The organism is Streptomyces lunalinharesii (assembly GCF_039532155.1).
GTDB lineage: Bacteria > Actinomycetota > Actinomycetes > Streptomycetales > Streptomycetaceae > Streptomyces > Streptomyces lunalinharesii.
Genome location: NZ_BAAARK010000002.1, coordinates 341,427 through 366,252, shown reverse-complemented (window position 1 = coordinate 366,252; position 24,826 = coordinate 341,427). Strand labels below are relative to the sequence as shown.

Here is a 24,826-nt window from a genome sequence, read left to right as displayed (position 1 = left end):
TTCCGTGATGAAGCGAATGCGCTAGGGCCCACGGCCCCTCTTTGCGCCACCCTTTTCTCTCCACGCTGCGGCGTCGTGCCGGGCGGGTCCCGCGTACCTTTCGCGTACCGTGCGACGCCCCCCGCCGCAGCGAATTCGCTCATGCCTTCCGGGAGTTCGCCATGTCCGTTTCCGCTGCCGCCGACCGTTCCGTCTGTGCCCCGCTGCCCGTGCTGGGCCGGGACGTCCTGGTCCCGCTGGTCACCGGCGGCGAGGCCGTCTACGCCGCGCTCGACTACGCCGCCAGCGCGCCGGCGCTCCAGCGGGTCTGGGACGACGTCGCCGCCTACGCCCCGTACTACGGCAGCGTCCACCGCGGCGCCGGCTACCTCTCGCAGCTCTCCACCGACCTCTTCGAGAACGCCCGCAGCACCGTCTCCGACTTCCTCGGCTGCCGCACCGACGACCAGGTGGTCTTCACCCGCTCCACCACCGACTCGCTGAACCTGCTGGCCGCGGCCCTGCCGCAGGGCACCCGGGTGTTCGTCTTCGAGACCGAGCACCATGCCTCGCTGCTGCCCTGGGAGCGCCGCGCGGACGTCTCCGTGACGTACCTCAACGCGCCGCGCACCCCGCAGCAGGCGGTGGACACCCTGGAGCAGGCGCTGGCCGCCCGCGAGCCGTACGGCCCGGCGCTGGTCTGCGTCACCGGCGCCTCGAACGTCACCGGCGAGCTGTGGCCGGTGCGGGAACTGGCGGCCGCCGCGCACGCCCACGGCGCCCGGATCGTGCTCGACGCGGCCCAACTGGCCCCGCACCACCCGGTGGACCTCGCGGAACTCGACGTCGACTGGGTCGCGTTCTCCGGCCACAAGCTGTACGCGCCGTTCGGCGCCGGCGTACTGGCCGGGCGCGCCGACTGGCTCCTGGCCGCCGAGCCGTACCTCGCCGGCGGCGGCGCCAGCCGGAAGGTCGCCCGCCGGACCGACGGCGGGGTGGACGTCGAATGGCACGACAGCGCCGCACGGCACGAAGCGGGTTCGCCCAACGTGATCGGCGCCTACTCCATCGCGTCGGCCTGCAAGGCGCTCACCGAGGCGGGTTGGGACACCCTGGTCACCCGCGAGCAGGAACTCATCGACAGCGTGCGGGCGGGCCTCGCGGAGGTCCCCGAGGTTCGCGTCCTCTCCCTCTTCGGCGACGACGCCCCCCGCGTCGGCGTCCTCTCCTTCGTCGTCGAGGGCTGGAACAGCTCGCACTTCGCCGCCGCCCTCTCCGCCGAGTACGGCATCGGCGTCCGCGACGGCCTCTTCTGCGCCCACCCGCTGGTCCGCACCCTGCTGGGCAGCGAGCCGCAGGAGCCCGGCGAGTGCGGCGCCCCCGAGGCGGCACCGGGCGAACGCTCCCTCAACGCCATCCGCGTCAGCTTCGGCGCCGGCACTCCCGACGAACACGTCGAGCGGTTCGTCCGCGCCGTCAAGGAACTCGTCGCGGACGGCGCCCGCTGGAACTACCAGGTGGAGGACGGCCGTTGCGTTCCAGCGCGACGCGCTGTTTGATTCCCACGTTTTTGGCTTTCCCGCCGTGGTGCGTCTCGCTGTTGCGCCTGCGGCGCGGGCTTGTTGTCCGCTGCGCGGGGCGTTCGGGTGGCGGTGTCGGGCCTGCGGGGGTGGTGTGCAGGACTGCTGCGCTTTACGTCCTGCACACCACCCCCTCCGGCCCGCCCCCTCCCGTTGAGGGTGGGTTGAAAGACGGGTGGGTGGTGCTGAGGGCGGGTGGGTTGGTGCTGGTCACCACGGCGTTCACTGGCGACTGTGAATCCATCCATGGAGCCGCAGGGACCCATCAACGCAGGCTCCCACTCGCCTCTTTCCCACCCATCTACGGGAGGGGTCGGGTTGGCGGGTGGTGGGGTGCCCGGACGTAAAGCGCAGCAGTCCGGGCACCCCACCACCCGCCAACCCGACACCGCGCCCTACAAGCCCCGCGCAGCGGCCCCGCGCCGCAGGCGCAAAACAGCAACCCCCACGGCGGGAAAGCCAGCTACGTACGAACAAGCCCCGCGCAGCGGCAACGCGCCGCAGGCGCAAAGGCGAAACCCCCACGGCGGGACGGCCGACAACGTGGGAAGCCCAGCAAAGCGCAGCGCCTACGCATCGAGCCCGATCGAGAACGCCGCCTCGAGGTCGTGCTGGGAGTAGGTGCGGAACGCGATGTGCGTTTCGGTGGAGGCGACGCCGGGGACCTTGCTGATCCGGCCGGGGATGACGTCGGCGAGGTCGTCGTGGTTGGCGACCCGCACCATCGCGATCAGGTCGTGCTGGCCGGTGACGGAGTAGACCTCGCTGACGCCCTCCAGCGCGGCGATCTGCTCGGCGATCTCCGGGATCTGGTCCACGCTGGTCTTGATGAGCACGATCGACGTGATCACGGCTGGCTCTCTCCCTCGGCCGACACTCCGTTGTCCCTGGTGGCACCCACAGTATCCCGCCCGTAGCGGGCCCATGCGTAGAGGAAGCCGAGGGCGAAGCCGACCACGTGGGCGAGGTAGGCGACGCCCGGTCCGGCCGGGTCGTGGCGGGCCGCGTGCCACTGGAGGGAGAACCAGAACAGCAGGACGATCCAGGCCGGGAAGCGCAGCGGCAGGAAGAACAGGAACGGGAAGAGGCTGGTGACCCGGGCCCGGGGGAAGAGGAAGAGGAAGGCGCCGAGCACGCCGGAGATCGATCCGGAGGCGCCGACCAGGGTTTGGTCCGAGCCGGCGTGCGCGGCCGCGTAGCCCAGCAGCGCGAGGTAGCCGACGGCCAGGTAGAAGGCGGTGAAGGGCAGGCGTCCCATCCGGGCCTCGGTCATGCCGCCGAAGACGTACAGGAACAGGACGTTGCCGAGCAGGTGCAGCCAGCTGCCGTGCACGAACAGTGCGGTGAGTGGGGTGAGCAGGGCCCGCGGTGCGCCGCTCCACAGATCGAGCGGAATCACGCCCCAGTGCGCGAAGTACCTGTCCTGGGCGTGGAGCAGTGCCTCTCCGGTGCCGTACGTGTGGTTCAGGCCGGAGACCGGGCCGAGCACGAAGAGTGCGCAGCACAGTCCGATCAGCACGTTCGTCATCCGTGAGAACACCGCGCGCAGCGGGCGGGCGGGGTGGGCCGGCGCCGTCATGAAGTGATCATGGCGCAATGCGGGCACACGGGACAGAGTGCCTCGCCGCGTCCCGGCAGTCGGGCGGGCCCGCGCCGGCCCGCCGTCAGGCCGTAGGGTTACAGGCAGTACGTTGCGTATTTCCGCAGTCCGACGCCGTACCGCGTGAACCGCACCGCTGCCCGAGCACGACGAGCACGAAAGAGGACGACACGATGGCTGTTCCCCTGCCGACGGCGACGACCCGGTGGCGCTGCACGCTCTGTGGCAACCTCACCCGGTTCGACGTGACCCGCCGGTCCAAGGTGGTGGAGTACGTGCACCTGGATCTGGCCGGTGAGCCGTCGGTGGAGGAGCGCGAGGTGGTCAGCGAGACCGTCGAGTCGGTGCGCTGCCGCTGGTGCAACGCGGTCGACCAGATCGAGCTGGTGGACCGTCCGGGCGCGAGCGCCTGAGATCGGAGCGATGCAACCGTGGTGGAACGTCCAGAAGGGGAGCCGGGGGCGGAGCGTGCGGACGCGCCCGGAGGGGTGGCCGACGAGGTGCTCGACCAGCCACTGCCCGAGGGCGTGCGGCGCCGTGTCGTGGCGCTCACCGCGGAGTGGTTCGGGGCGCTGACGGTCGCCGAACTGCCGCCCCCGTTGCGGCAGTACGCCCGTTTCACCCCGACCCGCCGGGCCAAGTTCGCGGGGAACGCGATGGCCGCGGCGCTGGAGGGCGACGCGCTCTTCCGGCAGCGGATCGCGGGCAAGTTCCGGGAGGCCCAGCCGGAGCTGGCCGAGGCGCTGGAGCAGGGGACCCCGCCGGCCGCGGCCGATCCGCTGGACGTGGCGGCCGCGGCGTACGTGCTGCGCCCCGAGGGCTGGGTCAAGTTGGTCGCGGCGGCCGGCGAGGAGGCGCAGCGGGCGCGCGCCGAGCGGGCCGGCCAGGAGGCCGAGCGGGAGTTGGCGCGGCTGCGCGAGGAGCTGGCGCAGGCGCGAGGCGAGGCCCGTACGGAGGCGGACCGGGTCCGGACGGACCTGGAGGCGTCCCGCAAGGAGAACGAGTCGCTCCAGCGGAAGCTGCGCAGTGCCCTCAGTGACGTGCGGCGCGGGGAGGCGGCGGTCCGCAAGGCCGAGGCGGCGCTGGGCGAGGCCCGGGAGCGGGCGGTGCTGGAGAAGACCGCGGCCGACAGCGAACTGCGCCGGCTCAAGGCGCGGGTCGCGGAGGTGGAGGCGGCGCTGGAGGCCAGTCGCCGGTCCACCCGCGAGGGCCGCAGCGTCGAGGACATGCGGCTGCGGTTGTTGTTGGACACCGTGTTGGACGCGGCCCAGGGGCTGCGCCGGGAGTTGGCGCTGCCGCCCGCCGCGGGCCGGCCGGCGGACACCGTGGACGCGGTCGCGCCGGGCCGGATGACGCCCAAGGACATCGCGACCCGTGCGCTGTCGGAGACCGATCCGGCGCTGCTGGACCAGCTGCTGGCGCTGCCGCAGGCGCACATGGTGGTGGACGGCTACAACGTCACCAAGACCGGCTACCCGACGATGCCCCTGGAGAAGCAGCGGCTGCGGCTGCTGGGCGGGTTGGCGGTGCTGGCGGCCCAGACCGGTGCGGAGATGACCTGCGTCTTCGACGGGGCGGAGCTGGCCGCGCCGGTGCTGTTGGCGCCGCCGCGCGGGGTGCGGGTGCTGTTCAGCAAGCCGGGCGTGACGGCCGACGAGTTGATCCGCCAGCTGGTCCGCGCGGAGCCGGCGGGCCGCCCGGTGGTGGTGGTCTCCTCGGACCGGGAGGTGGCCGACGGGGTCGCCAAGGCCGGTGCCCGGCCGGTCGCATCGGCCCTGCTCCTCAAGCGACTTGCACGAACCTGACATTTCCGTCGTTGACCGGAATGGCGTCGGGGAAAACCGCTTGCGCTTCGTATCGGAGCGTCAAATGCCGCTTACGGGCCGTGTGATGTTGGTAAAAGATGGGGCTCCGGGTGCAGTTTTTCCCCGGGAGGATTTGAAGCGATCACAAGTCGGTTACTAAGGTCGGGCCTCGAACCTTCATACAGGTGATTATCCAACCGGGATGGTCAGTGGAGGTACCGCCGAGTCCGTGGTGTTCGCGCGGAGCCGGGGCCTTAGCTCCCCCCACTCCCGGTAGGCGGCTGGAGGAAGAAGGAGCTCGCCCCCGTGGCGTCCCACCGTCGACCCAAGCAGCCGAGCCGTACTCGCGTGACCGTGCTCACCGCGACCGCAGCCGCGGCCGTCGCCCTCTCGTCCCAGGCGGCGCACGCCGACCCCAACCCGTCGAAGAAGGACGTCAAGTCCGAGGTCGACAAGCTCTACAACGAGGCAGAGCAGGCCACCGAGAAGTACAACGGCGTCAAGGAGCAGCAGAACAAGCTCCAAAAAGAGGTCGACGACCTCCAGGACAAGGTCGCCCGCGGTCAGGGCGATCTGAACCAGCTCCGCAAGGGTCTGGGCGCGATCGCCTCCGGCCAGTACCGCAGCGGCAGCATCGACCCGTCGGTCCAGCTGTTCCTCTCCGGCAACCCGGACACGTACCTCGAGAAGGCCGCCACCCTCGACCAGTTGAGCGGCAAGCAGGCCGAGCAGCTCAAGACCATCGCGGACAAGCAGCGCCAGCTCGCTCAGGAGCGCGCCGAGGCCGCGAGCAAGATCCAGGACCTCTCCGAGACCCGCAAGTCGCTCGGGGACAAGAAGGACGAGATCAAGGGCAAGCTCGCCAAGGCGCAGGAGCTGCTCAACTCGCTCACCGCCAAGGAGCGGGCGGCCATGCAGGCCGCGGACGACCGGGCCAACCGCAGCAACGACCGGGTCAACCTCGGCGACGACGTGCCCGCCTCGCAGCGCGGTGCGGCCGCCCTGTCCGCCGCCCAGTCGAAGATAGGGTCCCCGTACGTCTGGGGCGCGACCGGCCCGTCCTCCTTCGACTGCTCGGGCCTGACGTCCTGGGCGTACTCGCAGGCCGGCCAGTCGCTGCCGCGCACCTCGCAGGAGCAGGCCAACGCCGGTAGCCGCATCTACTCGGAGAGCGGCCTCAAGCCCGGCGACCTGGTGCTCTTCTACGGCGACCTGCACCACATCGGCCTCTACGCCGGCAACGGCACCGTGCTGCACGCCCCGAAGCCGGGTGCCGCGGTGCGCTACGAGTCGATCAACAACATGCCGTTCCAGTTCGGCGTGCGGGTCTGACAAGCCTCACAACACCTGCAACCTGCCGCCCGATCGGGCGAATTGCGGCCTGCGCCGCTGACCGGCCGCTCCGCCGGTGACCTGCGAAGTCACCGGCGGAGCGGCTTTTTGCGGGCCCGAAGCGGGCTTTGGCCGGGGTGCCGCGGCGCGGTTACTGTCTGCCCTCGCAGCTGCCGGATCACCGACCGTCCCGCCCGGACGGACAGGGGCTGCACACGGAAGGAGTTGCGGCCCTCGTGGTGTCCCATCGCCGTACCTCGCAGCGCGGCCAGACCACCCTCACCTCGGTCACCGTGCTGTCCGCCGCCCTGGCGACCGCGGCCGCCGCGCTGTCGGCCCAGCCGGCCACCGCCGACCCGTCCGGAGCCCGTACCGGCTCCGCCAAAGCGGCCGTCGCCGGGCACCCCGCCGATGCGACCGACCGGGAGGGCGCGACCGCCCAGGTCGGCAAGCTCTACGAGGAGGCCGAGCGGGCCACCGAGAAGTTCAACGGGGCCGACGCCCGCACCAAGGAGCTGCGCGAGCAGGTGTCGGCCCTCCAGGACCGCGCGGCCCGCACCCAGGAGTGGGTCAACCAGCTGCGGGCCCGGCTCGGTGCGGTGGCCGCCGCCCAGTACCGGTCCGGCGGGCTCGACCCCACCGTCCGCCTGCTGCTCTCCGAACGGCCCGAGAGCTACCTGGAGAAGGCGTCCGCGCTGGACCGGCTGAGTGGCACCCAGGCGCACGAACTGCACCGGCTCCAGGCCGCGACCCGGGAGCTGGAGCAGCAGCGCCGGGAGGCCGCCCGGAAGCTCGCCCAGTTGGAGATCGGCCGGGCCGAGGTGGCCCACCACAAGAAGGACGTCCAGCGGAAGCTGGCGAGCGCGCGGCGGCTGCTCAACGCCCTGCCCTCGGGCGCCCGGTCCGCCTACGAGCGGGCCTCCCGCAGCGACGGGCGGGACGAGATCATCCCCGACCTGTCCGGGGTCGTGGCGGGCTCGGGCCGGGCCGCGGCGGCGGTCGCCGCGGCGCGCGCCGCGGTCGGTGCCCCCTACGCCTGGGGCAGCACCGGGCCCTCGGCCTTCGACTGCTCCGGGCTCACCCAATGGGCCTACAACCAGGCCGGGGTCTCGCTGCCGCGCACCTCCCAGGCGCAGCGCGGCGCCGGCTCCCGCATCCCGCTGTCCCAGGCCCGCCCCGGCGACCTGGTCATCTACCGCTCGGACGCCAGTCACGTCGGGATGTACGTCGGCAACGGGCAGGTCGTGCACGCGCCCTATCCGGGCGCCCGGGTGCGCTACGACCCGGTCGGCATGATGCCGATCTCGGCGATCACCCGCCCCTGAGCCGCGCCCCCTGCGGTGTTGCCCCGGCCGGGGCGCCCTTACGATCGGCCGCATGGCGGAGCACAGGGCGCGAGGCAGGCGGCCGTGGCGGGCCGCACGGGCGGCGGGCTGCGCGGTGCCGCTGCTGGCGCTGCTGGTCCAGCTCACCGGCTGTGCCCCGGCGGACGGGCCCACCGACCAGTACCCGGGGGCCCAGCAGATGCTCGACGCGCGGGCCGACGCCGTCCGCCGGCACGACACCGCGGCCTTCCTGGCCTCCGTCGACCCCCGCGCGACCGGCTTCCGGAGCCGCCAGCGCGCGGTCCTCGACCACCTGGCCGCCGTGCCGCTCGCCGACTGGCGCTACGACCTGGTGTCCACCGGAGCCTTCCCGCTCCCGATCGGCGGCGGCCGGCGGCTGGCCGCGCAGGTCCGGCTGCGCTACCGCCTGAAGGGCTTCGACACCGCGCCGGTCACCAGCTTCCAGTACCTCACCCTCACCGAGCGCGACGGGCGCTGGCTGGTCAGCTCCGACTCCGACGGGGCGGCCGACGGCAAGGGCGGCACCCGTCAGCTGTGGGACCAGGGGCCGGTCCGGCTGGTCCGCGGCCGGCACAGCCTGGTCCTGGGTGGGGCCGGGGACCAGGCGCGGCTGCGCGACCTGGCGAAGCGGGTGGACGCGGCGGTGCCGGCGGTCTCCGCGGTCTGGAAGGGCAAGTGGGCGGGGAAGGTGGTGGTGGAGGCGCCCGACACCGTCGCGGGGATGGCGCAGTTGATGGGCGGTGACGATCCGTCCGGGTACGCCGGGATCGCGGCGGTCACCACCGGGGAGGCGGGCGCGTCGACCGCGGCCCCCGCGGACCGGGTGATCGTCAATCCGGACGCGTACGAGGAACTCAACGACCTGGGCCGCGCGGTCGTCCTCACCCACGAGACCACCCACGTCGCCACCCGTGCGCTCACCACGCCCGCCACCCCGCTGTGGCTCTCCGAGGGGTTCGCGGACTGGGTCGCCTACCGGGAGGTGCACCGCCGGCCGACCACCACCGCGCCGGAACTCTCCCGCGCGGTCGCCGCCGGCCAACTGCCCGCGCGGCTGCCGGGCGACGCCGAGTTCGGCTTCCGGGCCGGTGCGGAGCGGCTGGCCAAGGCGTACGAGGGCGGCTGGTTGGCCTGCCGGTTGATCGCCGAGAAGTGGGGCGAGGACCGACTGATCGCGTTCTACCGGGACACCGGGCGGCGCGGGCTGCGGCCCGCCGCGGCCGGCCCGGTGGCGGCACCGATGGAGGCCCGGACCGCCGCTCCCGCGGTTCCCACCGCCCCGGCCACGGCGCCGGCGGGCGGCGGCAGCGCCCGGTCGAGCGGGCGCAGCGGACTGGTCGAGCGCGCGATGCGTGACCAACTCGGCGTCGGACTGACCGAGTTCACCGCGATGTGGCGCGCGTACCTGCGGCGCGAGCTGCGCTGAGCGAGGGGCGGGCGCCGGGCAGCCCGGTCGGCCCCGCGGCCCGGCCGCGGCCGGTGGCGGCGCGCAGCCGGCGGCAGGCGAGCAGGCAGGCGGCCACCAGCAGGCCGTTGCGCAGCGCCAGCAGGGCGATGCCCCGGGCACTGCTCGTCACCACGTCGGCGAAGCAGACCGGGAACTCCAGCAGGGTCACGCCGGTGGCCAGCAGCACCAGTACGGCCGGCAGGCCCTGCCGGCTCGCCCGTAGGGTCAGGCAGACCGCGGCCAGTCCCACCAGCCACAGCAGGTACTGCGGGCTGATGACCCGGCTGGTGGTGGTGAAGAGCAGCACGGCGGTGAAGGCGGCGTCGCAGAGCACCGCGGGCCCGGCGTGGGCGAGCGGGCCGGCGCGCAGCCGCCAGTGGACCAGCCAGGCCAGCGCGGCGCCGGTCAGGGCCAGCGCCAGGGCGCTGACCAGGGGGACGCCGGGGCCGAGGAACTCCAGCGAGCCGTAGTGCAGTTGCACCTCGCCCGGCCAGCCGGCGTGCCGGGCGACGTGGAGGACCAGGGCCCCGAGCGATTCGACCTCCGTGCCGCGGTCGCGTTGGAAGGTGACGAAGGAGAGCGCGCCGGGCGCCGCCAGGACCGCGGCCAGCGTCAGCCCCGCGGCCCAGGCCGCCGCGTTCGACCACAGGGCGCGGGCCCGGCGGCCGCGCAGTGGTGCCCCGGTCAGCAGCAGGACCGGCCAGACCTTCAACAGCGCGCCGCAGGCGATCAGCGCGCCCGCGGTGCGCGGCCGGCGGGCGGCCGCGAACAGCGCCGCCGCGGCCACCGCCGCCACCATCAGGTCGTAGCGGGCGTAGGAGGTCGGGCCGAGCAGGGCGACGCCGGCGATCCACGCCCAGGCCCCGGTGCGGCGGTGCCCCGGTGCGCGACCGGCCCGGAGGAAGAGGCCCAGCGCCGCCGCGTCCACGACCAGCACCAGGACGAAGAACGCGGTGGCGTACGGGAGGAACGGCAGCAGGTCGGGGGCGAGGACGGGCAGGGCGGCGGCCGGTGGGTACTGCCAGGTGACGTCGTCCAGAGGGAAGGTGCCGGATCGCAGGACCTCGGCCCAGCCCCGGTAGATCCCGGCGACGTCGGTGGTGACGTCCGGGCCGGGCAGCACCAGCACCCGGAAGACGCACAGCAGGAGCAGCGCCCGGGTGGCGGCCCAGACGGCCCAGGCCGCCGCCGACGACTGGGCCAGGCGGCCCGCCGCGGTGTGCCGCGCGGCGTCCTGTGCCCCGCCCGTCCTGCTGTCGGTGCTGGTCATCGTCATCCCGTCGATCGTCCTGCCTGCATGATGCCGGGCGGCGCGGAACGCCCTCGGGCAGGGCCGGTGCGGCGTGGCGGGGCGCCCCGCCCGGTCCGGACCGGCCACCCGGTACTGTCGGCCCGGGACCGCCCGGGCCGCCCCGCGCCGCGTGCGTCGCGCGAGCGCCCCCATCGAGAGACCATCGAGCGCCGAGAGACCACCGTGCACAAGACCCTCATCGTCACCAACGACTTCCCGCCCCGGCCGGGGGGAATCCAGGCGTTCCTGCACAGCATGGCGCTGCGGCTGGACCCGGACCGGGTCGTCGTCTACGCCTCCACCTGGAAGCGGAGCGCGGAGGGCCGCGCGGCCACCGCCGCGTTCGACGCCGAGCAGCCGTTCCCGGTGGTCCGGGACGCCACCACGATGCTGCTGCCGACGCCGCGGGTGACCCGGCGGGCGGTCTCCCTGCTGCGCGAACACGGCTGCTCCGCGGTGTGGTTCGGGGCCGCCGCGCCGCTGGGGCTGATGGCGCCGGCGCTCCGCGCGGCGGGCGCCCGTCGGATCGTGGCGACCACCCACGGCCACGAGGCCGGCTGGGCGCAGTTGCCCGCGGCCCGGCAGTTGCTGCGCCGGATCGGCGAGGGCACCGACACCCTCACCTACCTCGGCGAGTACACCCGCTCGCGGATCGCCGCCGCGCTCACCGAGGACGCCGCCGGCCGGATGGTGCAACTGCCGCCCGGCGTCGACGAGAAGACCTTCCACCCGGGTTCGGGCGGCGAGGCGGTACGGGCCCGGCTCGGCCTCGCCGACCGCCCGGTCGTGGTCTGCGTCTCGCGGCTCGTCCCGCGCAAGGGGCAGGACACCCTCATCGAGGCGATGCCGGCGATCCGGGCGGCGGTGCCGGACGCGGTGCTGCTGGTGGTCGGCGGCGGCCCCTACGAGGAGCACCTGCACGCGCTGGCCACGGAGAAGGGCGTCGCCGACGCGGTCCGCTTCACCGGTGCCGTCCCGTGGGAGGAGCTGCCCGCCCACTACGGCGCCGGCGACGTCTTCGCGATGCCCTGCCGCACCCGCCGCGGCGGGCTGGACGTCGAGGGCCTGGGCATCGTCTACCTGGAGGCGTCGGCCACCGGACTGCCGGTGGTGGCCGGGGATTCGGGCGGTGCGCCCGACGCGGTCCTGGACGGCGAAACCGGCTGGGTGGTCCCCGGGGGCTCCCCGACGGCCGCCGCGGAGCGCATCGTCGCCCTGCTCAAGGATCCCGAGCTGCGCCGCACCATGGGCGCGCGGGGGCGCGCCTGGGTGGAGGAGAAGTGGCGCTGGGACCTGTTGGCGGAGCGGCTGCGGGAGCTGCTGTAGGCGCCGGGCGACGCGTTCCGTCCCGCCGGCCGCGAGCACGGTGCCCCGCACCGCCCTTGAGGGTGCGGGGCACCGTGCTCGCGGCCGGTCGGCGGGTGCGCCGTCAGCCGCGGTAGATCGCCTCGATCTCCTCGGCGAAGTCCTTGGCGACGACGTTCCGCTTCAGCTTCAGCGACGGCGTCACGTGCCCCGACTCCTCGGTGAACTGGGTCGGCAGGATGCGGAACTTGCGGACCGACTCGGCCTTGGAGACCGCCGCGTTGCCGTCGTCGACCGCGCGCTGGACGGCGGCCAGCAGCTCGGGGTCGGCGGCGATCCGGGCGGGCGTCACGTCGGCCGGGTGGCCGTGCTCCTCGGCCCAGCGGGGCAGGAACTCCTCGTCGAGGGTGATCAGCGCGCCGATGAACGGGCGCCCGTCGCCGACCACCATGCACTCCGCGATCAGCGCGTGCGCGCGGATCCGGTCCTCGATGACGGCGGGGGCGACGTTCTTGCCGCCCGCGGTCACGAGTATCTCCTTCTTGCGGCCGGTGATGGCCAGGTAGCCGTCCTCGTCGAGGGTGCCGAGGTCACCGGTGTGGAACCAACCGTCGGAGAGCGCCTCCGCGGTGGCCGTCGGGTTGTTCCAGTACTCCGTGAACAGGTGCTCGCCGTGCAGCAGCACCTCGCTGTCGTCGGCGATCCGGACCACCGAGCCGGGCAGCGGCTGCCCGACCGTGCCGATCTTCTGCCGGTCCCAGGGGTTGAACGCGGTGGCCGCACAGGACTCGGTCAGGCCGTAGCCCTCCAGGACGGTGAAGCCGATGCCGCGGTAGAAGTGGCCCAGCCGCTCGCCGAGCGGGGCGCCGCCGGAGATGGCGTGGGTGGCCCGGCCGCCGAGCACCGCCCGCAGCTTGCCGTAGACCAGGCGGTCGAAGACCTTGTACTTGAGCTTCAGCCCGAACGACGGCCCGCCGGGGGCGTCCAGCGCCCGGCTGTACGCGATAGCGGTCTCCGCCGCCTTGTCGAAGATCTTGCCCTTGCCGTCGGCCTGCGCCTTGGCCCGCGCGGAGTTGTAGACCTTCTCGAAGACCCGGGGGACGCCCAGGATCATCGTCGGCCGGAAGGAGGCCAGGTCGTCGGTGAGGTTCTTGATGTCCGGCGCGTGGCCCAGCTTGATGGGCGCCATCACCGAGGCGACCTCCACCAGCCGGCCGAAGACGTGCGCGACCGGCAGGAAGAGCAGCACGGAGGAGTCGCCGGTGCGGAACAGCGGGCGCAGCCGCTCGACGACGTTGCCGCACTCGGCGAAGAAGCTGCGGTGGCTGAGCACGCAGCCCTTGGGGCGACCGGTGGTCCCGGAGGTGTAGACGATGGTGGCGGGGGAGTCCGCGTCGGCCAGCGCGCTGCGCTCGTCGACCTCCCGGTCGGTGAGGTCGTCACCGGCCGCGCGCAGCCGGGCGATCGCGTCCCGCTCGATCTGCCAGATGTTCGCCAGGTCCGGCAGCCGGTCGCGGACCGACTCCACCGTCGCCTCGTGGGCGGGGCTCTCCACCAGGACGGCCACCGCCCCGGAGTCGCCGAGGATCCACTGGATCTGCTCGGCGGAGCTGGTCTCGTAGACGGGGACGGTGATCGCGCCCGCGCTCCAGATGGCGAAGTCCAGCAGCGTCCACTCGTAACGGGTGCGCGACATCAGGCCGACCCGGTCGCCCGGCTGGATCCCGGCGGCCATCAGCCCCTTGGCGGCGGCCCTGACCTCGGCGAGGAAGGTCGCGGCGGTGACGTCCTGCCAGGTGCCGTTCACCTTCCGTCCCAGGACCGCGACGTCCGGGTACTGTGCGGCGTTGCGGCGGATCAGGTCCGTCAGATTGCCGTCCGCGGGGACCTCGTACAGGGCCGGAAGGCTGAACTCGCGCAAGACTGCTGCTCCTCGAAAGCGCCGGCACCACGACGCTGTGTGCGCACCGGCTGCGGTCCATGATCATGCGGGGGGATTGGACGGGCCGGACGTTACCCATCGGTATTGCTATTGGGATAGGGGGTCGCGGCCAGATGTTCGATGCGTCACATGCTGCGGACACGTCATGGGGACTGCACGCGCAGACTAGACCAGCGCCGAGGTGACCCGAAAGTAACCAACGGGGCCGCCCCCCGCCTCCCGTTGCCGCCCGGAGCGATCTAGGGTGACGCCATGCGCGTGCATGTGGTCAGTGACGTCCATGGCAACAGCCGGGACCTGGCGGCGGCCGGGGACGGGGCCGACGCCCTGGTCTGCCTCGGCGACCTCGTCCTCTTCCTCGACTACGCGGACCATTCGCGCGGCATCTTCCCCGACCTCTTCGGCGTCGCCAACGCCGACGCCCTGGTCGAACTGCGCACCGCCCGCCGCTTCGACGAGGCCCGCGCGCTGGGCCGCCGGCTCTGGGCCGAACTGGACCGCAGCGGCGCCGGCCGGGAGGCGGTCATCGAGGCCGCGGTCCGCCGCCAGTACGCCGACCTCTTCGCCGCGTTCCCCACCCCCACCTACGCCACCTACGGCAACGTCGACATGCCGCGGCTGTGGCCCGAATACGCCGGTGCCGGCACCACCGTCCTCGACGGACAGCGGATCGAGATCGGCGGCCGGGTCTTCGGCTTCGTCGGCGGCGGCCTGACCACCCCGATGAAGACGCCGTACGAGATCAGCGACGACGAGTACGCCGCCAAGGTCGAGGCGCTCGGCGACGTGGACGTGCTGTGCAGCCACATCCCGCCGGACGTCCCCGACCTCTGCTACGACACCGTCGCCCGCCGCTTCGAACGGGGCAGCGCCGCCCTGCTGCACGCCATCCGCACCACCAAGCCGCGCTACGCCCTCTTCGGGCACGTCCACCAGCCGCTGGTCCGCCGGGTCCGGATCGGCGGTACGGAATGCGTCAATGTCGGGCACTTCAACGCGACCGGCCGGCCCTACGTGCTGGAGTGGTGAGGCCGGCGACCGCCGGACGGCCGGGCCGTCGTGGCGGGCCCGCTGGTGTCGGTCCGGGTTCCCCCGCGCGGTAGCCTTCAGCAGCACAGACACCGCGTCATGGGGTCTCCCCCGCTCCACCAAGGTGGCGAGCGGGGGAAGGGTCGGCGGACCGGCACGAATCGGCATGGAGGAGTCACGGCGATGGCCGAACACACCAGCTCGAACATCACGATCGAGGCGGCACCGGCCGAGGTGATGGGAGTGATCGCCGACTTCGCCCGCTATCCGGAGTGGACCGGAGAGGTCAAGGAAGCCGAGATCCTCGCCACCGACGACCGCGGCCGCGCGGAGAAGGTGCGCCTGGTGCTGGACGCCGGCGCCATCAAGGACGACCACACCCTCGCCTACACCTGGACCGGTGAGGACGAGGTCAGCTGGTCGCTGGTCAAGTCGCAGATGCTGCGCGTCCTGGACGGCTCCTACCGGCTCGCCGCGCTCGACGGCGGCGTCCGCACCGAGGTCACCTACCAGCTCACCGTCGACGTGAAGATCCCCATGCTCGGGATGATCAAGCGCAAGGCCGAGAAGGTCATCATCGACCGGGCGCTGGCCGGGCTGAAGAAGCGGGTCGAGGGCCCCACGGCCTCCGGTGCCGAGGCCACCCCCTCCGACGAGGCCGAGAAGCACTGAGCGTGCGCACCGTCCTCGTCACCGGCCCCGGCGGCGCGGGCCGCACCACGCTCGCCGCCGCGACCGCCCTGGCAGGTGCCCGGCAGGGCGCCCGGACCCTGCTGCTCACCCCCCAGGACAGCGCCCCGGAGGCGGTCCTCGGCGTCCGCCCCGGCGTCGCCGCGCCCTCCGCGATAGCCGCGGCCCCCGGCCTGCACGTCCGCCGGATCGACCCCGCCGACCGGTTCCGCCAGGAGTTCCTCGGCTTCCAGGAGCGCGCCGGCGCCGCCCTCGACCTGCTCGGTGCGGCCCCCCTCGACGAGGACGAACTCACCGAACTCCCCGGCTCCGAGTCCTTCGCGCTGCTGCACGCGCTGCGCGCCGCACACGCCGCGGGCACCTGGGACCTGCTGGTCGTCGACATGCCACCGGCCGCCGAAACGATCCGGTTGCTGGCCCTGCCCGCCCAGGTCCGCCGCTACCTGCGCCGCCTGCTGCCGCCCGAGCGCCAGGCGGCCCGCGCGCTGCGCCCGGTGCTCGCGCAGCTCGCCGGCGTCCCCATGCCGGCCCAGAAGCTGTACGAGGCCGCCGAGGGCTGGGAACGCGAACTCGCCGCCGTCCAGCGGGTGGTGGACGCCCCCGACACCTCCGTGCTGCTGGTCACCGACGCCGGACCGGTCGCGGGCGCCGCCCTGCGCCCCCTCCGCGCCGGCCTCGCCCTGCACGGCCGCCGCACCGACGCCCTGCTGGTCAACCGACTGCTGCCGACCGGCTCCGCCGACCCCTTCCTGGCCGGTCTCTCCGGCAGCCAACAGGCCGCCCTGAAGGCGCTGCGCGCGAACTGCCCCGACCTCCCCGTGCACGAGGTCGCGCACCTGGGCCGCGATCCCCAGGGCATCGACGAACTCGACGCGCTGCTCGACGGCCCCGCCGCCGTCCTCGCCGCACCGCGACCGCCCGCCACCGACCCCTGGACCGTCGAGGACCACCTGGCGTCCGACGGCATCCTGCTCTGGCGGGTGCCGCTGCCCGGCGCCGAACGGGACGGCCTCGGGCTGGTGCGCCGCGGCGACGAGATCGTGGTGACCGTCGGCCGCTACCGGCGGATCCGCACCCTGCCCTCGGCGCTGCGCCGCTGCACCGTCTCCGGCGCCGCACTGCGCGACGGCGCCCTGGAGATCCGGTTCACCCCGGATCCGGGGCTGTGGCCGAGGACCGCGCCGAGCGACTGATCCGGACACCCCCGTTCGGGTAACGTCGTAAGACGTAGGACGCCACCGCCGTGCAGGTGTCCGGCCGCCGAGGGCGGCACCGCGCGGCGGCACCGTCCGGTCCGTACCGCCCGCAGGAGTCCACGGAGTCCGCCATGAGTGATGCCACCGAACGCCCCGCCGACCACCGCGTCGAGCCCGACGCCGACGCCTGGAAGACGGCCTGCGCCGAGGACCTCGCCGCGGAGCAGGCCCGCCGCCGGACCGAGTACGGCCCCCAGCCGGGCAGCGCCGCCGAGGAACTGCGCCGGCTCGCCGAGGCGGTGACCGACCGGCTCTCCGCCATCCAGCTGCCCGGTGCCCTGGGCGGAATCGCCGCCAGCAGCGCGGTGAACCAGCTGCTGAAGCAGGCCAAGGCCGCCGTCGAGCCGGTCATCGAGCGCAACCCCGACGTCTTCGACCACCTCGCGGCGGCCGGCTCCGAACTCCTCGCCGCCTACCGCTCGGTGGTGGAGGGCAGCGAGACCCGCTGGACCCGCGACGCCACCGCCGACGACCACGCCCAGGGCCCGTCCGACGACCCGCGCGACGACGGCCCCGCCGGCCCCGAGCGGATCGACCTCGACTGATCCGCTTTCCGCGCCGCTCGGCGGGCGCGAACGACCCCACCTCCGCCGCCGTGAGCGGCGGGGGAGCCGTCCCTGCCTCCGGTACGGTGGATCCCGGCGGGGTTCGAGCGAAAACTGAGGGACACATGGGACTCACCATCGGCGTCGACATCGGCGGCACGAAGATCGCGGCCGGCGTGGTCGACGAAGAGGGGGCGATCCTCGAGACGTGCAAGGTGGCGACCCCGCGGGCCACCGATGCACTGACCGAGGCGATCGCGGACGCCGTCCGCACGGTCGGCGCCGGTCACCACGTCGAGGCCGTCGGCATCGGCGCCGCCGGTTACGTGGACGAGAAGCGGGCCACGGTCCTCTTCGCCCCGAACATCGACTGGCGCCACGAGCCGCTCAAGGACAAGGTCGAACAGCGCGTCGGCCTCCCCGTCGTCGTCGAGAACGACGCCAACGCCGCCGCCTGGGGCGAGTACCGCTTCGGCGCCGGCCAGGGCCACAGCGACGTCATCTGCATCACCCTCGGCACCGGCCTGGGCGGCGGCATCATCATCGGCAACAAGCTGCGCCGCGGCCGGTTCGGCGTCGCCGCCGAGTTCGGCCACATCCGGGTCGTCCCGGACGGCCTGCTGTGCGGCTGCGGCAGCCAGGGCTGTTGGGAGCAGTACGCCTCCGGCCGCGCCCTGCTGCGCTACGCCCAGCAGCGCGCCTTCGCCACCCCCGAGAACGCCGCGGTGCTGCTCTCGCTCGGCGACGGCACCCCCGAGGGGATCCAGGGCCGGCACATCAGCGCGGCGGCCCGCCAGGGCGACCCGGTCGCCGTCGACTCGTTCCGCGAACTGGCCCGCTGGGCCGGCGCCGGCCTCGCCGACCTGGCCTCGCTCTTCGACCCGTCCGCCTTCATCGTCGGCGGGGGCGTCTCGGACGAGGGCGAGCTGGTCCTCGACCCGATCCGCAAGTCGTTCCGCCGCTGGCTGGTCGGCAGCCAGTGGCGCCCGCACGCCCAGGTCCTCGCCGCCCAACTCGGCGGCGAGGCCGGACTGGTCGGCGCGGCCGACCTGGCGCGCCAGGGCTGACGCCGATGGCGGCCGAGCGCGCGGGACGACCGGCGTCCGACACCGAGGTGCCGGCCGGCCCCGGCGCGGCGGCCGCCGAACTCCCGGCCTCCGCCACCGAGGCGGACGGCTCCGCGGTCGTCAGGGTGCTCAGCTACAACATCCGCTCGATGCGCGACGATCAGGCGGCGCTGGCCCGGGTCATCCGGGCCTGCGCCCCCGATCTCGTCCTCGTCCAGGAGGCGCCGCGGTTCTTCCGCTGGCGCAAGGCCGCCGAGCGCCTCGCCCGGGCCAGCGGCCTGGTGTACGTCACCGGCGGTGCCACCACCGCCGGCCCGCTGGTCCTCGCCCACCTGCGCGCGCACGTGGAGCGGACCGAGGACGTCCTGCTGCCGCGTACTCCCGGGCTGCACCAGCGCGGTCTGGCCACCGCCGTGGTGCGCTTCGCCGCGGCCCGACTCGGCGTGGTCAGCTGCCACCTCAGCCTCGATCCGCGGGAGCGCTACGGGCAGGCCGGGCTGCTGCTGGAGCGGGTCGCCGCGCTGGGCGTGCCGCACGCGGTGGTCGGCGGTGACCTCAACGACCGGCCGGACGGCCGCAGTTTCCGACGGATCGCGGCGACCCTCGACGACGGCTGGGCGGCCGCGCCGTGGGGCGGCGAGTTCACCTCCACGCCACACCGGCCGCGGCAGCGGATCGACGCGGTGTTCGGCGCGGGCGGCGTGGAGTTCCTCGGCTGCGGGGTGCCGCGGGGGCTGCCGGGCGTGCGCGCGGAGGACCTGCGGGCGGCCTCGGACCACCTGCCCGTCCTCAGCGCACTGCGGGTGCCGGCCGGCGGCTGACCGCCGGCCGTTCGGCGCCCGCCCTAGACGACCGCGCCGCCGCCCGGCGGCTCCTCGTCGTCCTCCCGGTCGGTGCCCATCCGGGCGAAGAGGGTGGCCAGTCCGCCCACGAAGCCGCCGATGCCCAGCACCGTGATCCACCAGGTGACCGGCTGCTGGAGGAGGACCGTGCCGAGCAGCAGCAACGGACCGCCGAGCACGGCGATCCAGGCGAACTTGGCGGTGGTGTCGGCGCTTGGCAGCGGCGGCGGTTCGGGCGGCGTGAAATGGCCCTCGTCGGTCTCGTCGAAGTCGTCGTCGGAGGGCTCGGCGGGGGTCCAGCTGCGCGGTCCCACACCGGGTGCGAAGACCACGAAGCTGCCGGGGCGCGCCGGGGAGCCGTCGCCGGGCACGGTGTCGGCCGGCCCGGGCGCGCCGGGGTCCGGGGCGTCACCGTCCTTCGCCGCACCGTCCGGCCGTGCACCGTCCTTCACCGCGCTGTCCTTGGCCGCGCTGTCCTTGGCCGCGCCGTCCGTCGTCGTGCCGTCCGGCTGAGCGCCGTCCGTCGTCGCGCCGTCGGCCGCCGGGGCCCGGTCCGGTCGGTCGGTGGTGGACGGGAATTCCGGCCGCTCGCCGTAGCCCGCGACGATCTCGGCCCATGCGGCTTCCTCGTCGAGCGGGTCCCGGGGGTCGCGGGGGCTACGCTCCGCCACTGGCCGCCGTTCCCTCCTGGACCGCGTCCGGCCGGGCCTCCGGCGCGAGCCGGGTGATGAAGGCGTAGCTGTCCTCGAAGATCAGCGGGGCGTCGTGGTCGAGGGTGGCGACGTGGTAGCTGCGCTCCAGCGGCACCTGCCGGACGTCGGTGGACGAGACCCGGCCGAGGATCCGCTCGGAGTCGACGGGCGGGACGACGTGGTCCTGCCGGCTGGTCAGCACCAGCAACGGCTGGGTGACGCGCGGGAGTTCGTCGTCGACCAGCTGGAAGAACTGCCGCAGCGAGTGCGCGGCGTGCAGCGGCACCCGGTCGTAGCCCACCTCGACCGCACCGGGCTTGGCGATGTCGCTGGCGATGCCCTTGGTCGAGCGGACGACGTGCCGGAGCACGGGCAGCAGCGGTGCCGCGGCGTCGTGGACCTTGTTGCCGGGGTTGACCACGGCCACGCCGCTGATCGCGTCGCCGTGCCGGGCGGCCAGTCGCAGCGCCAGCGCGCCGCCCATGGACAGGCCGCAGACGAAGACCTTGGTGCAGCGCTCGGCCAGCGCGCGCAGCTCCCGGTCGACTTCGGCGTACCAGTCCTGCCAGGTGGTGAGCTGCATGTCCTCCCAGCGCGTGCCGTGGCCGGGCAGCAGGGGAACGGAGACGCTCAGGCCCCGGTCGGCGAGGTGTTCGGCCCAGGGGCGGACGGACTGCGGGGAGCCGGTGAAGCCGTGGCAGACGAGGACGCCGACGTCTCCGCCGTCACGGCGGAACGGCTCGGCTCCGGGGAGGAGCGGCACCGGGGGACTCCGATCGGTGAGTTGGCTGGCGAGTTACTTCAGGGTACGCAAAGTGACCGCGGCGGGGTAGGGCCGCGGCCGCCCGGAGCGCCGGGTCGGGGGACCGCCGCGGGGCGCGAACCGTCGCGGACCGGACCCGTGCGCGGCCCGCGGCGGGCCCGCGCGCGGTCGCGTGGCCCGCCGGGGCCCTCGGCGCGCCGCACGGGGGTTAAGGTCAGTGCGTCAGACACAGGAGGCAGTCGGTTGATCTACGGCGCAATGAAGTTTTCCATCGGCGGACCGCTGAGGCTCGCGTTCCGGCCCTGGGTGGAAGGCATCGAGAACGTTCCCGCCGAGGGTCCGGCGATCCTCGCGAGCAACCACCTGTCCTTCTCGGACTCGTTCTTCCTGCCCGCGGTCCTGGACCGCAAGGTCACCTTCATCGCGAAGGCCGAGTACTTCACCTCCCCGGGCGTGAAGGGGAAGTTGACCGCGGCGTTCTTCAAGGGCGTGGGACAGCTTCCGGTCGACCGCTCGGGCGCCCGCGGCGCCGGCGAGGCGGCGATCAAGAGCGGCATCGAGGTGCTGGAGCGCGGCGAGCTGTTCGGCATCTACCCGGAGGGCACCCGCTCCCCGGACGGCCGGCTCTACCGCGGCAAGCCGGGCGGCCTGGCACGGGTGGCGCTGGCCACCGGCGCCCCGGTCATCCCGGTGGCGATGATCGACACCGAGAAGGTGCAGCCGCCCGGCAAGGTCCTGCCGAAGATGATCCGGCCCGGCATCCGCATCGGCAAGCCGCTGGACTTCAGCCGATACCAGGGCATGGAGGGCGACCGCTACATCCTGCGTTCGATCACCGACGAGGTGATGTACGAGATCATGAAGCTCTCGGGCCAGGAGTACGTCGACATCTACGCGACCGCGGCCAAGCGGCAGATCGCCGAGGCGGCCAAGGCCGCGGAGGCGCAGAAGAAGGCAGAGGCGTAGGACGGCGCGGGCCGGCGCCGGCCGACCGGGCCGCCGCCGGACGCGACGGGACGGACGAGCCGAGACCGGGGCGGCGAACCCCGGTGAGGGGTGGGGGCCGGCATGACGGATGCCGACAGAGACGACGCACGGACCGCGGACGGCGCGGCCCGGGACGACCGGGGCGCGCCGCCCGACGGGCGGCGGCAGGCGATGCGGATGTCGGTCGAGCTGCCGCTGTGGCGGGCGCTCACCGGCTACCGGATCCTGACCCTGGTCTACGTGCTGGGCCTGTTCGTGGTCGCCTATCCGCACTACGCGCATCCGCTGGGCGCCGCCGCCTACATGGGCGCACTCACTGCCTGGACCGCGGCGACCTGGCGCCGCACCACGTCCCCCGAGCGCTGCACCCGGCAGTTCCTCGTCGCCGACCTCGGCGTCGCGGTCGGCGGCATCCTGCTGACCTCCGTGATCGACACCCAGGCGCGGATCATGGACGGCGCGGCGACGCTGCCGTCCATCTGGACGGCCGGCGCCGTCCTGGGCTTCGCCATCAAGGGCGGCTGGCGGTGGGCCGCGGTGGCCTCCACCATCGTGGCCGTGGTCAACCTCGTCGAGCGCCAGGAGCTGGCCCGGGACACCGTCCACAACGTGGTGCTGGTGTGGGTGGCCAGCGTCGCCATCGGTTACGTGGTCGAGGTGGCCCGCGCCAGTGAGCGCACCCTGGCCCGCGCGCTCCAGATCGAGGCCGCCACCCGCGAACGGGAGCGGCTGGCCCGCGACATCCACGACAGCGTGCTCCAGGTGCTGGCCATGGTGCAGCGGCGCGGCACCGCGATCGGCGGCGAGGCCGCCGAACTGGGCCGGATGGCGGGCGAGCAGGAGGTGGCGCTGCGCACGCTGGTCGCCGGCGGGTTGCTGCCCCGGCAGCGGGCCGTGCCGGCCGCCGCGGCCGACGGCGACCCCGCGGCCCGCCCGGCGGTCGCCGACCCGCCGCTTCCCGCCGGCCCCTGCGACCTGATGGCGCTGCTCGCCCCGCACGTCGGCGCCGGGGTGACGCTCTCCGGACCGGGCTGCCCGGTCGCGTTGCCGGCCGCCGCCGCGGCGGAGCTGGTCGCCGCCGTCGGCGCGGCACTGGACAACGTACGGGTGCACGTGGGGGCCGACGCCCGCGCGTGGATCCTGGTGGAGGACGAACCGGACGCGGTGCTCGTGACGGTGCGCGACGAGGGCCCCGGCATTGCCGAGGGCCGGTTGGCCGCGGCCGAGCGCGAGGGGCGCCTCGGGGTGGCGCTGTCGATCCGCGGCCGGCTGCGGGAGTTGGGCGGCGGCGCCGAGTGGATCTCGGTCCCCGGTCAGGGCACCGAAGTGGAGTTGAGGGTTCCCACGGGCATCGCGCCCGAGGGCGGACGACGGGGGAGAGCGCGCGCGTGAGTGACGGGACGGGCCTGCGGGTGATGGTGGTCGACGACCACCCGATGTGGCGGGACGCGGTCGCCCGGGACCTGGCGGAGGCCGGGTTCGACGTGGTGGCGACGGCCGGGGACGGACTCCAGGCGGTGCGCCGGGCCCAGGCGGTGGCGCCCGACGTGCTGGTGCTCGACCTGAACCTGCCGGGGCTGCCCGGCGTGCAGGTGTGCCGGCAGCTGGTCGGCGCGGACGCGTCGCCGCGGGTGCTGGTGCTCTCCGCGAGCGGCGAGCACGCCGACGTGCTGGAAGCGGTGAAGTCCGGGGCCACCGGCTACCTGTTGAAGTCGGCCAGCACCGAGGAGCTGCTCGACGCGGTGCGGCGCACCGCCGCCGGCGAGCCGGTGTTCACCCCGGGCCTGGCCGGCCTGGTCCTCGGCGAGTACCGGCGGCTGGCGAGCGAACCGGCCCCGGCGACCGCCGACGAGCCCGGCGCGCCCCGGCTGACGGAGCGGGAGACCGAGGTGCTGCGCCTGGTCGCCAAGGGCCTCTCGTACAGGCAGATCGCCGAGCGGCTGGTCATCTCGCACCGCACGGTGCAGAACCACGTTCAGAACACCCTCGGCAAGCTCCAGTTGCACAACCGCGTCGAGCTGGTGCGGTACGCGATCGAGCGCGGCCTCGACGGCGCCTGAGCCGCCCCCCGTCCCGTCGGCGCCCAGCCCGTCCGCTCGTACGGGTGAAGACCGTGCGTCAACTCCCGTGCGGGGGACGGGGATTGGTGCGCGCCCCATCCCGGAGTGACCCAGGTCACCATTAGCGTGACCGGCGTTACGCTCACGGACGGCCGTTACGCGGCCACGGACGGGATGAAGGTGAAGCGATGCGGGTCGGAGTACTGACCGGCGGCGGCGACTGCCCGGGTCTGAACGCGGTGATCAGGGGCATCGTCCGCAAGGGCACCCAGGAGTACGGATACGACTTCGTCGGATTCCGGGACGGCTGGCGGGGCCCGTTGGAGGGCCGCAGCGTGCGGCTGGACATCCCTGCGGTGCGCGGCATCCTGCCGCGCGGCGGCACCATCCTCGGCTCGTCGCGGACCAACCCCTTCAAGGAGCAGGACGGGGTCCGCCGGATCAAGGAGACGCTCGCCAAGAACGAGGTCGAGGCGCTGGTCGCGATCGGCGGCGAGGACACCCTCGGCGTCGCCGCCCGGCTCTTCACGGAGCACGGCATCCCCTGCGTGGGCGTGCCCAAGACCATCGACAACGACCTGTCGGCCACCGACTACACCTTCGGCTTCGACACCGCCGTCGGGGTCGCCACCGAGGCCATCGACCGGCTGCACACCACCGCCGAGTCCCACATGCGGGTGCTGGTCGTCGAGGTGATGGGCCGGCACGCCGGCTGGATCGCGCTCCACTCCGGCCTGGCCGGCGGCGCCAACGTCATCCTCATCCCGGAGCAGCGCTTCGACGTCGACCAGGTCTGCCGCTGGATCGAGTCCCGCTTCAAGGCCAGCTACGCGCCGATCGTGGTGGTCGCCGAGGGCGCGATGCCCAAGGACGGCGAGCTGGTCCTCAAGGACGGCAGCACCGACTCCTTCGGGCACGTCCGGCTGTCCGGCGTGGGCGAGTGGCTGGCCAAGGAGATCGAGGGGCGCACCGGCAAGGAGGCCCGGACCACCGTTCTCGGCCACACCCAGCGCGGCGGCACCCCCAGCGCCTTCGACCGCTGGCTGGCCACCCGCTTCGGGCTGCACGCCATCGACGCGGTGCGGGACGCCGACTACGGCACGATGGTCGCGCTGCGCGGCACCGACATCGTCCGGGTGCCGCTCTCCGAGGCGACCGCCAAGCTGAAGACCGTCGATCCGGCGCTCTACGCCGAGGTCGGGGTCTTCTTCGGCTGAACCGTGCCGCCCGTTTCTCCGGGCGGCACCGCCACGCAATGGGCCGTATAT

Annotated in this window: 23 protein-coding genes; 17 read left to right on the top strand and 6 right to left on the bottom strand. The window is 73.8% G+C overall.

Annotated elements, in window-relative coordinates; genetic code table 11:
• The first annotated feature begins 161 nt into the window (after positions 1 to 161).
• On the top strand, positions 162 to 1,538 hold the full coding sequence (locus ABD385_RS05645) for an aminotransferase class V-fold PLP-dependent enzyme (RefSeq protein ID WP_344573835.1): 1,377 nt from the start codon (positions 162 to 164) through the stop codon (positions 1,536 to 1,538).
• Positions 1,539 to 2,128: 590 nt separating this feature from the next.
• Here ABD385_RS05645 and ABD385_RS05640 read toward each other — a convergent pair.
• Both ABD385_RS05640 and ABD385_RS05635 read right to left on the bottom strand, forming a co-directional pair.
• Positions 2,129 to 2,410, bottom strand: a complete 282-nt coding sequence (locus ABD385_RS05640) for an Lrp/AsnC family transcriptional regulator (RefSeq protein ID WP_016573922.1) — start codon at positions 2,408 to 2,410, stop codon at positions 2,129 to 2,131.
• The gene (locus tag ABD385_RS05635) at positions 2,407 to 3,138 is read right to left on the bottom strand and encodes a rhomboid family intramembrane serine protease (RefSeq protein WP_344573834.1); all 732 of its coding nucleotides are present in this window, start codon (positions 3,136 to 3,138) and stop codon (positions 2,407 to 2,409) included. The genes ABD385_RS05640 and ABD385_RS05635 overlap by 4 nt, the downstream gene beginning before the upstream one ends.
• Before the next feature lie 194 nt (positions 3,139 to 3,332).
• Between ABD385_RS05635 and ABD385_RS05630 the strand changes: the two genes are divergently transcribed.
• From ABD385_RS05630 to ABD385_RS05610, 5 genes are all read left to right on the top strand, one after another.
• A complete protein-coding gene (locus ABD385_RS05630) occupies positions 3,333 to 3,572 on the top strand; it encodes a hypothetical protein (protein WP_016573920.1) in 240 nt (79 codons plus the stop codon).
• Positions 3,573 to 3,590: 18 nt separating this feature from the next.
• Positions 3,591 to 4,964, top strand: a complete 1,374-nt coding sequence (locus tag ABD385_RS05625; RefSeq protein WP_425585348.1) for an NYN domain-containing protein — start codon at positions 3,591 to 3,593, stop codon at positions 4,962 to 4,964.
• Between the two features lie 306 nt (positions 4,965 to 5,270).
• Positions 5,271 to 6,296, top strand: coding sequence for a C40 family peptidase (locus ABD385_RS05620; protein ID WP_344573833.1), 1,026 nt, complete (start codon positions 5,271 to 5,273; stop codon positions 6,294 to 6,296).
• Between the two features lie 236 nt (positions 6,297 to 6,532).
• Positions 6,533 to 7,621 (top strand): C40 family peptidase, encoded by a 1,089-nt coding sequence (locus ABD385_RS05615; protein ID WP_344573832.1) that lies wholly within the window; start codon positions 6,533 to 6,535, stop codon positions 7,619 to 7,621.
• A 52-nt stretch (positions 7,622 to 7,673) separates the two neighbouring features.
• On the top strand, positions 7,674 to 9,068 hold the full coding sequence (locus ABD385_RS05610; RefSeq protein WP_344573831.1) for a hypothetical protein: 1,395 nt from the start codon (positions 7,674 to 7,676) through the stop codon (positions 9,066 to 9,068).
• On the opposite strand, the gene ABD385_RS05605 is transcribed toward ABD385_RS05610, so the two are convergent.
• Positions 9,025 to 10,365, bottom strand: coding sequence for a glycosyltransferase 87 family protein (locus ABD385_RS05605; protein WP_344573830.1), 1,341 nt, complete (start codon positions 10,363 to 10,365; stop codon positions 9,025 to 9,027). The two genes, ABD385_RS05610 and ABD385_RS05605, sit on opposite strands and share 44 nt — an antisense overlap.
• A 198-nt stretch (positions 10,366 to 10,563) precedes the next feature.
• On the opposite strand from ABD385_RS05605, the gene ABD385_RS05600 reads away from it, so the two are divergent.
• On the top strand, positions 10,564 to 11,706 hold the full coding sequence (locus tag ABD385_RS05600) for a glycosyltransferase family 4 protein (RefSeq protein ID WP_344573829.1): 1,143 nt from the start codon (positions 10,564 to 10,566) through the stop codon (positions 11,704 to 11,706).
• A gap of 103 nt (positions 11,707 to 11,809) precedes the next feature.
• Here the strand turns inward: ABD385_RS05600 and ABD385_RS05595 are convergent, their stop codons facing one another.
• Positions 11,810 to 13,606 carry an AMP-dependent synthetase/ligase gene (locus ABD385_RS05595; RefSeq protein WP_344573828.1) on the bottom strand — a complete coding sequence of 599 codons (1,797 nt, stop codon included), beginning with the start codon at positions 13,604 to 13,606 and terminating at the stop codon, positions 11,810 to 11,812.
• 273 nt (positions 13,607 to 13,879) lie between these two features.
• Between ABD385_RS05595 and ABD385_RS05590 the strand changes: the two genes are divergently transcribed.
• The 6 genes from ABD385_RS05590 (at position 13,880) to ABD385_RS05565 (ending at position 19,035) form a co-directional block, all read left to right on the top strand.
• Positions 13,880 to 14,656 carry a metallophosphoesterase family protein gene (locus tag ABD385_RS05590; RefSeq protein ID WP_344573827.1) on the top strand — a complete coding sequence of 259 codons (777 nt, stop codon included), beginning with the start codon at positions 13,880 to 13,882 and terminating at the stop codon, positions 14,654 to 14,656.
• Positions 14,657 to 14,839: 183 nt separating this feature from the next.
• The gene (locus ABD385_RS05585) at positions 14,840 to 15,328 is read left to right on the top strand and encodes an SRPBCC family protein (RefSeq protein WP_344573826.1); all 489 of its coding nucleotides are present in this window, start codon (positions 14,840 to 14,842) and stop codon (positions 15,326 to 15,328) included.
• 2 nt (positions 15,329 to 15,330) lie between these two features.
• Positions 15,331 to 16,539 carry an ArsA family ATPase gene (locus ABD385_RS05580; RefSeq protein WP_344573825.1) on the top strand — a complete coding sequence of 403 codons (1,209 nt, stop codon included), beginning with the start codon at positions 15,331 to 15,333 and terminating at the stop codon, positions 16,537 to 16,539.
• A gap of 134 nt (positions 16,540 to 16,673) precedes the next feature.
• Positions 16,674 to 17,147, top strand: coding sequence for a DUF5304 domain-containing protein (locus ABD385_RS05575; protein WP_344573824.1), 474 nt, complete (start codon positions 16,674 to 16,676; stop codon positions 17,145 to 17,147).
• Between the two features lie 125 nt (positions 17,148 to 17,272).
• On the top strand, positions 17,273 to 18,214 hold the full coding sequence (locus ABD385_RS05570) for an ROK family glucokinase (protein ID WP_344573823.1): 942 nt from the start codon (positions 17,273 to 17,275) through the stop codon (positions 18,212 to 18,214).
• 5 nt (positions 18,215 to 18,219) lie between these two features.
• Positions 18,220 to 19,035, top strand: a complete 816-nt coding sequence (locus tag ABD385_RS05565) for an endonuclease/exonuclease/phosphatase family protein (protein ID WP_344573822.1) — start codon at positions 18,220 to 18,222, stop codon at positions 19,033 to 19,035.
• Positions 19,036 to 19,058: 23 nt separating this feature from the next.
• On the opposite strand, the gene ABD385_RS05560 is transcribed toward ABD385_RS05565, so the two are convergent.
• Positions 19,059 to 19,727 carry a hypothetical protein gene (locus ABD385_RS05560; RefSeq protein WP_344573821.1) on the bottom strand — a complete coding sequence of 223 codons (669 nt, stop codon included), beginning with the start codon at positions 19,725 to 19,727 and terminating at the stop codon, positions 19,059 to 19,061.
• Entirely contained in the window at positions 19,714 to 20,511 is a 798-nt protein-coding gene (locus ABD385_RS05555) for an alpha/beta hydrolase (protein ID WP_344573820.1), read from the bottom strand. Before ABD385_RS05555 ends, ABD385_RS05560 begins: the two co-directional genes overlap by 14 nt.
• A gap of 258 nt (positions 20,512 to 20,769) precedes the next feature.
• On the opposite strand from ABD385_RS05555, the gene ABD385_RS05550 reads away from it, so the two are divergent.
• The 4 genes from ABD385_RS05550 to ABD385_RS05535 all read left to right on the top strand — a co-directional run bounded on the left by ABD385_RS05550 (position 20,770) and on the right by ABD385_RS05535 (position 24,775).
• Complete coding sequence (locus ABD385_RS05550) at positions 20,770 to 21,477, top strand: lysophospholipid acyltransferase family protein (protein WP_344573819.1); 708 nt, start codon at positions 20,770 to 20,772, stop codon at positions 21,475 to 21,477.
• A 192-nt stretch (positions 21,478 to 21,669) separates the two neighbouring features.
• Positions 21,670 to 22,890, top strand: a complete 1,221-nt coding sequence (gene macS / locus ABD385_RS05545) for a MacS family sensor histidine kinase (RefSeq protein ID WP_425585354.1) — start codon at positions 21,670 to 21,672, stop codon at positions 22,888 to 22,890.
• 23 nt (positions 22,891 to 22,913) lie between these two features.
• Entirely contained in the window at positions 22,914 to 23,558 is a 645-nt protein-coding gene (locus tag ABD385_RS05540) for a response regulator (protein ID WP_344573954.1), read from the top strand.
• A gap of 188 nt (positions 23,559 to 23,746) precedes the next feature.
• The gene (locus ABD385_RS05535) at positions 23,747 to 24,775 is read left to right on the top strand and encodes a 6-phosphofructokinase (RefSeq protein WP_344573817.1); all 1,029 of its coding nucleotides are present in this window, start codon (positions 23,747 to 23,749) and stop codon (positions 24,773 to 24,775) included.
• The last annotated feature ends 51 nt before the right edge of the window (positions 24,776 to 24,826 follow it).

Bases quoted from the DNA above. Each gene is read 5' to 3' on its own strand.
- ABD385_RS05590 (WP_344573827.1), top strand. From the start codon at position 13,880: ATGCGCGTGCATGTGGTCAGTGACGTCCATGGCAACAGCCGGGACCTG.
- ABD385_RS05570 (WP_344573823.1), top strand. From the start codon at position 17,273: ATGGGACTCACCATCGGCGTCGACATCGGCGGCACGAAGATCGCGGCC.
- ABD385_RS05605 (WP_344573830.1), bottom strand. From the start codon at position 10,365: ATGACGATGACCAGCACCGACAGCAGGACGGGCGGGGCACAGGACGCC.
- ABD385_RS05645 (WP_344573835.1), top strand. From the start codon at position 162: ATGTCCGTTTCCGCTGCCGCCGACCGTTCCGTCTGTGCCCCGCTGCCC.
- ABD385_RS05635 (WP_344573834.1), bottom strand. From the start codon at position 3,138: ATGACGGCGCCGGCCCACCCCGCCCGCCCGCTGCGCGCGGTGTTCTCA.
- ABD385_RS05550 (WP_344573819.1), top strand. From the start codon at position 20,770: ATGAAGTTTTCCATCGGCGGACCGCTGAGGCTCGCGTTCCGGCCCTGG.
- ABD385_RS05565 (WP_344573822.1), top strand. From the start codon at position 18,220: ATGGCGGCCGAGCGCGCGGGACGACCGGCGTCCGACACCGAGGTGCCG.
- ABD385_RS05630 (WP_016573920.1), top strand. From the start codon at position 3,333: ATGGCTGTTCCCCTGCCGACGGCGACGACCCGGTGGCGCTGCACGCTC.
- ABD385_RS05540 (WP_344573954.1), top strand. From the start codon at position 22,914: ATGGTGGTCGACGACCACCCGATGTGGCGGGACGCGGTCGCCCGGGAC.
- ABD385_RS05535 (WP_344573817.1), top strand. From the start codon at position 23,747: ATGCGGGTCGGAGTACTGACCGGCGGCGGCGACTGCCCGGGTCTGAAC.
- ABD385_RS05575 (WP_344573824.1), top strand. From the start codon at position 16,674: ATGAGTGATGCCACCGAACGCCCCGCCGACCACCGCGTCGAGCCCGAC.
- ABD385_RS05585 (WP_344573826.1), top strand. From the start codon at position 14,840: ATGGCCGAACACACCAGCTCGAACATCACGATCGAGGCGGCACCGGCC.
- macS (WP_425585354.1), top strand. From the start codon at position 21,670: ATGCGGATGTCGGTCGAGCTGCCGCTGTGGCGGGCGCTCACCGGCTAC.
- ABD385_RS05610 (WP_344573831.1), top strand. From the start codon at position 7,674: ATGGCGGAGCACAGGGCGCGAGGCAGGCGGCCGTGGCGGGCCGCACGG.